This window comes from Stenotrophomonas sp. HMWF023, from assembly GCF_003060985.1.
Classification (GTDB): Bacteria; Pseudomonadota; Gammaproteobacteria; order Xanthomonadales; family Xanthomonadaceae; genus Stenotrophomonas; species Stenotrophomonas lactitubi.
Map to the genome: position 1 here is coordinate 15,052 of NZ_QAIJ01000250.1, position 5,064 is coordinate 20,115.

Here is a 5,064-nt window from a genome sequence, read left to right on the forward strand (position 1 = left end):
CAGCAGGCCGGCCAGTACCAGCGCCACCGCCAACAGGATGGTCGCCACCGGACGCTGCACGCAGGCCTGTGCCAGGCGCGCCACAGGGGTCATGCGCCGGCCCCGTCTGCTGTTGCCGGTGCCGAAGCGCGGCGACGCTGCAGACGGTCGAAGGCCAGGTAGATCACTGGCGTGGTGAACAGGGTCAACACCTGGCTGACCATCAGGCCACCCACCATCACCCAGCCCAGCGGCTGCCGCAGCTCGGCGCCCGAGCCACTGGCCAGCATCAGCGGTACCGCGCCGAACAACGCAGCCAGGGTGGTCATCAGGATCGGCCGGAAGCGCAGCAGCGCCGCCTGGTGGATCGCTTCACGCGGACTCATGCCGCGCGTGCGCTGCGCGTCCAGCGCGAAGTCGATCATCATGATCGCGTTCTTTTTCACCAGGCCGATCAGCAGCACGATGCCGATCACCGCGATCAGGTCCAGGCTGCGTCCGCTCACCCACAACGCGGCCAGAGCGCCCACGGTCGCCGAGGGCAGGGTGGAGAGAATGGTGATGGGGTGGATGAAGCTCTCGTAGAGAACGCCCAGCACGATGTACATCACCACCACGGCGGCAAGGATCAGCCACAGCGTGCTCGACAGCGAGCTGCTGAAGGCCGCCGCCGCACCCAGCAGGCGCAGCTCGATGCTCTGCGGCAATGCCACCTGCGCCTGCGCGGCATGCACCGCATCCACCGCTTCACCCAGCGATGCGCCGGGCGCAAGGTTGAACGACAGCGTGGCCGCCGGGAACTGGCCGACATGGTTGCGCAGCAGTGCCGTCGGCCCCTGCTCGACGCGCGCCACCGCCCCTAGCGGCACGGTCTGGCCGTTGCTGCTGCGCACGCGCAGGCCGGTGATCGCCTCCGGCCCCGGTTGCCGCGCCGGATCGGCCTCCAGCACCACCCGGTACTGGCTGGCCTGGGTGAAGATGGTCGAGATCTGCCGTTGCCCGTAGGCGTCGTACAGTGCGTCGGCCACTGCTTCCACGCTCACGCCCAGACGTGCGGCGGCATCGCGGTCGATGCTCACCTTGGCCTGTCGGCCCTGCATCTGCAGGTCGCTGGCCACATCGCGCAGCGCGGGCGACTGGCGCAGCGCGTGCAACAGCTTCGGTGTCCAGGTTTCCAGCGTCTGCAGGTCCGGCGTGGTCAGGGTGAACTGGTACTGGTTGCGGCTGATGCGGTCTTCGATGCCCAGCTCCTGTACCGGTTGCAGGTACAGGGTGATGCCGGGAATCCTGGCCACGCGCTGTTGCAGCCGCGCCATCACCACGTCGGCGCTCTCGCGCTCTCCATGCGGCTTCAGTTCGATCAGCAGGCGGCCAGTGTTGAGGGCGGCATTATTGCCGTCCACGCCGATGTAGGAGGACAGGCTGGCCACGGCCGGGTCCTGTTCGATGGCCGTGGCCAGGGCAAGCTGGCGCTCGCGCATGGCCTGGAACGAGATCGCCTGCGGGGCTTCGCTGATGCCCTGGACCAGGCCGGCATCCTGCACCGGGAAGAAGCCCTTGGGCACGGCGAAGTACAGCGCCACGGTGAGCGCAAGCGTGGCCACCGTCGCCAGCAGCATCAGTGGCTGGCGTTGCAGCACCCAGCGCAGCTGGCGGTCGTAGAGGGCGATGATGCGATCGAAGACGTCGGGCACAGCCGCCTGCTTGGCATGTGGCTTCAGGAATCGCGCGCACAACATCGGCGTCAAGGTCAGCGACACCAGCAGCGAAATGCCGATGGCCACCGCCAGCGTCACCGCGAACTCATGGAACAGCGCACCCACCAGGTCGGCCATGAACAGCAACGGGATCAGCACGGCGATCAACGAGACCGTCAGCGATACCAGGGTGAAGCCAATCTCGCTGGCCCCCTTCAGTGCCGCCTCGCGCGGGCTTTCGCCGTCTTCCAGGTGGCGGGCGATGTTTTCCAGCATCACGATCGCATCGTCCACCACGAAGCCGGTGGCAATGGTCAGCGCCATCAGCGTGAGGTTGTTGAGCGAATAGCCGGCCAGCAGCATCACCGCGAACGTACCGATCAGCGACAGCGGCACCGCCACGCTGGGAATCAGCGTGGCCGGCAGGTTGCGCAGGAACACCCAGGTCACCAGCACCACCAGCGCGATGGCCAGCACCAGTTCCTTCTGTACGCCGCGCACGGACGCACGGATCGATTCGGTGCGGTCGCTGAGCACGGTCATCTGCACGCCGGCCGGCAGCGTGGCCTGCAGCTGCGGCAGCAACGCACGCACCTGTTCGACCACGGCGATGACGTTCGCGCCGGGTTGGCGCTGGATGTTCACCAGTACCGCCGGGGTGGTGCCGCTCCATGCCGCCAGCTGGCGGTTCTCGGCACCATCGGTGATGGTCGCCACATCGCCCAGCCGCAGCGGTGCGCCCTCGCGCCAGGCCAGCACCAGTGCGCGGTACTCGGCCACGCTGCGCATCTGGTCGTTGGCATCGAGCATCACCGCGCGGATCGGACCATCGAAGCTGCCCTTGGGCAGGTTGACGTTGGCCGCGGCGATCGCGGTGCGGATGTGGTCCATGCCAAGGTTGTTGGCGGCCAGTGCGCCCGGATTGACCTGGATGCGCACGGCCGGGCGCTGGCCACCGGCCAGGCTGACCAGACCGACACCGGGCAGCTGCGCCAACCGCTGCGCGATGCGGGTGTCGACCAGATCGTGCACCTGCGGCAGCGACAAGCCCTGCGAGGTAACCGCCAGGGTCAGGATCGGCGTATCGGCCGGATTGACCTTGCGGTACACCGGCGGCACCGGCAGGTCGCCGGGCAGGAAGCTGCCGGCCGCGTTGATCGCCGCCTGTACGTCCTGTTCGGCCACACCCAGCGACACCTCCAGGCCGAACTGCAGGGTGATCACCGAGGCGCCGCCGGAACTGGTGGACGACAGCTGTTTCAGGCCGGGAATCTGCCCGAGCTGGCGCTCCAGCGGCGCAGTGATGGTGCGCGTGGTCAACTCCGGGCTGGCGCCGGGGTACAGCGTGGTGATCTGGATGATCGGGTAGTCGACCTGCGGCAGCGCTGCCACCGGCAGCAGGCGATAGGCCAGCACGCCGGACAGCAGCAGCGCCACCATCAGCAACGTGGTGGCGACCGGGCGCAGGATGAAGGCGCGCGAGAGGTTCATGCGCCGGCCTTGGTCGATGCCTCCTCGGTGATGATCTCCACCGCGGTGCCGTCTTCCAGCCCGTCGATGCCTTCGATCACCACCTTGTCACCGGCCACCAGGCCGGAGCGCACCGCAACGCGACCGTCATCGGCCGGGCCGAGCACCACCGTGCGCCGTTGTGCCTTGTTGTCCTTGTCGATGATGTGCACGTAGTTGCCCTGGCTGCCGAACTGCACGGCGGCATCGGGAACCAGCAGTGCGGGATGCTCACCCAGCTGCAGGCGCACATTGACGAACTGGTTGGGGAACAGCGCCTGATCGGCGTTGTCGAACTGCGCGCGCAGCTTCAGCGTGCCGGTGGCGGTATCGATGCGGTTGTCGACGCTGGACAGGGTGCCGCTGGCGAGCTGCCGGCGTTCTTCGCGGTCCCAGCTTTCCACCACCAGCGCCGGCTGCGCCTGCACGGCATCGAGCAGGGCGGGAAGCTCTGGTTCGGGCACGGTGAACAGCACGCTGATCGGGGCGGTCTGCGCCAGCGTGACCAGGCCTTCGGTATCGCTGGCGTGCACCAGGTTGCCTACGTCCAATCGACGCAGGCCAACTCGGCCGCTGACCGGGGCGACGATGCGCGTGTACTGCAGCTGCAGTCGTGCTTCGTCCACCGAAGCCTGGTCGCTGAGGCGACGCCCCTGCAGCTGCCGCACCTTGCTCTGCTGGTCGCTCAGTTCCTGCGCGGACACGTAGTTCTGACGCTGCAGTTCGCGGTAGCGCTGCAGTTGGCGCTCGGCATTCTCCAGCTCGGCCAGGTTCTGCTGCTGCGTACCCTGTGCGTGCGCGAGCTTCACCTGGTAGGGGCGGGGATCGATCTGTGCCAGCAGGTCACCGGCCTTGACCTGCTGACCCTCCTGGAAATGCAGGCGCATCAGTTCGCCGTCCACGCGGCTGCGCACCACCACGCTGTGCAGCGGGGTGACCGTACCGACCGCCTTCATCCGCAGCACCAGCGGTTCGGCGCTGGCGCGGGCGATGCGTACCGGTACTGCCTTGCCGCCACCGGCTTCTTTGCCACCGTCCGCCTCGGCATGCGGCCACAGCCACCACGCCAGGCCAGCGACAAGGGCAAGACCGGCAACGACCAGCAGCGGACGGGCACGGCGAAAGCGGGAGTTTTCGGCGACAGACATGGGGCATCCTGCGCCCTGCGTGCACGCAGGGTCATGCGGGCCCGTCGGCGCCACGAAGGGCCACGGGCAGCGGGGAGGGGGATTGTCTGGCGGGGCCGCGGACGCGGCGTGGCTGGATGCCGTCGCGCGTGCGACGGGGCGCCAATGGTAGCGGTTTACGCGGGCCGTCGCCGCATGACCTTGGTCATGCGCCCCGACCGATGATGGCGGTTGCCGGCCGGCATCACCGCCAAACGATCAATGCACTTCGTCGTGGTACACGAACTTCGGCATTTCCCAGCGGTAGTGGATTGCCAGCAGGCGCACGGCAAAGCCACCACCCAGGCAGCACAGGATTGCCGTGGCATCGGCCACACCCCAGTGCAGCAACAGCAGATACACCGCACCGGTCAGCAGCGAGATGATCGCGTACAGCTCTTTCTGGAAGATCAGCGGCACCTCGTTGCAGAGAATATCGCGCAGCACGCCGCCGAAGGCGCCGGTGAGCATGCCGGCGATCAGCACGATCGGCAGTGCATGGCCAGCCTCGCGCGCGATCGAGCAGCCGATCAGGGTGAACGCGATCAGGCCCAGCCCGTCCAGCACCAAGAAGGTGCGGCGGAAGTGATGCATCCAGCGCGCCACCCAGGTGGCGATCAGCGCCGCGCACACGGTGAAGCCCAGGTACTCGGGATGCTTCACCCAGCCCAGCGGATAGTGGCCGAGCAGGATGTCGCGCAGCGAGCCGCCAC

General features: G+C 67.8%; 3 protein-coding genes. All 3 read right to left on the minus strand.

What is annotated here, in order from left to right; translation table 11 throughout:
* Positions 1-89: 89 nt before the first annotated feature.
* The gene (locus tag DBR20_RS13985; protein WP_108266595.1) at positions 90-3,167 is read right to left on the minus strand and encodes a multidrug efflux RND transporter permease subunit; all 3,078 of its coding nucleotides are present in this window, start codon (positions 3,165-3,167) and stop codon (positions 90-92) included.
* The gene (locus tag DBR20_RS13990; RefSeq protein WP_108266596.1) at positions 3,164-4,333 is read right to left on the minus strand and encodes an MdtA/MuxA family multidrug efflux RND transporter periplasmic adaptor subunit; all 1,170 of its coding nucleotides are present in this window, start codon (positions 4,331-4,333) and stop codon (positions 3,164-3,166) included. The genes DBR20_RS13985 and DBR20_RS13990 overlap by 4 nt, the downstream gene beginning before the upstream one ends.
* Before the next feature lie 237 nt (positions 4,334-4,570).
* Positions 4,571-5,064 (minus strand): trimeric intracellular cation channel family protein (locus DBR20_RS13995; protein ID WP_108266597.1); only part of this gene is annotated, 494 nt, incomplete at its 5' end.